This window comes from Streptomyces sp. NPDC001027 (assembly GCF_040299045.1).
In the GTDB taxonomy this organism is placed as follows: domain Bacteria; phylum Actinomycetota; class Actinomycetes; order Streptomycetales; family Streptomycetaceae; genus Streptomyces.
Map to the genome: position 1 here is coordinate 1 of NZ_JBEPBI010000623.1, position 1,011 is coordinate 1,011.

General features: G+C 67.1%; 3 pseudogenes. All 3 read right to left on the reverse strand.

Annotation, left to right across the window (positions count from 1 at the left end):
- Nucleotides 1–338 (reverse strand): annotated as a pseudogene (locus tag ABT300_RS44385) (ISAzo13 family transposase); the annotation flags it as partial.
- An 82-nt stretch (nt 339–420) separates the two neighbouring features.
- A pseudogene (locus ABT300_RS44390) lies at nt 421–711 on the reverse strand (transposase); the annotation flags it as partial.
- 65 nt (nt 712–776) lie between these two features.
- Nucleotides 777–971, reverse strand: a pseudogene (locus ABT300_RS44395) (helix-turn-helix domain-containing protein); the annotation flags it as partial.
- Nucleotides 972–1,011: the final 40 nt, after the last annotated feature.

Here is a 1,011-nt window from a genome sequence, read left to right on the forward strand (position 1 = left end):
CAGCGCAGCGGGGACACAGGATCGCCCACCTCACGCGGCTCGATCAACGACTCGAGAGCCGCCACCAGACCGGGATCGCGCTCGACGGCAGACTTGCGCCCGCCCCCGGGCCTGCGCACCCGCCCCAACACCTCTGCTCCGCCCGCGAGTTCTTCACGACCTCGGGCAACGGTCGATTCCGAGACCTCCGCCAGCCTGGCCACGGCCGCGATTCCACCATGCCCCAGCGCCTCGGCCTCAGAAGCCAGATACAGACGGCGCTGCCGCTCATCCAGATGCGGCAGCACCACCGCGAACTTCGCATCCAGCACCGCCAGGACTTCATCCGGAATCGCCACAACAGCCCAACTGTCACACAGAACCGAGGTATTGGCCCGGATCCAGCAGTAGTTGAATTACGGCTCCTCACCAGCGCGTCTCCCCGGCGAAATACTTCGCCGCCTTGCGCAGGATCTCGCGTTCCTCCTCCAGCTCGCGGACCTTCTTGCGCAGAGCGGCGTTCTCCGCCTCCAGCGGTGTCGGCGGCTCGGTCGGCACCTCTGCCCGGCGTCCGCGGGGCCGGCTCGCACCGGCGGCCCGGACCCAGTTCCGCAGGGTCTCGGGGTTGATTCCCAGATCGGCAGCGACCTGTCGGATCGTCGCCTCGGGCCGCGACTGGTACAGCGCGACCGCGTCCGCCTTGAACTGCGGCGGATAGTTCTTCATGACCACGAGATGTCCGTTCTCAGATCCTCAGGATCCAGTGTCTCGTGTGTCCAAGATCAGGGGTCAAGGTCGGACCGCAGCCCCTCAGCGCCGGCATCGTGCCAGGCCCGGCGCCAACGCTGCACCGAGCGCACACTCACCCGTAAGTCCTTGGCGACCTCCGCGTTGGAGACACCAGCAGCAAACTGCTCCGCGGCCTCCAGTCGGATCCGCTCACGAAACGCCTGCCGTTCAGGCGTCAGCCCACCACCCTGCGGATACCTCACACCACCGGCATACCGCAACGATCACACATCGTCAGCCCCC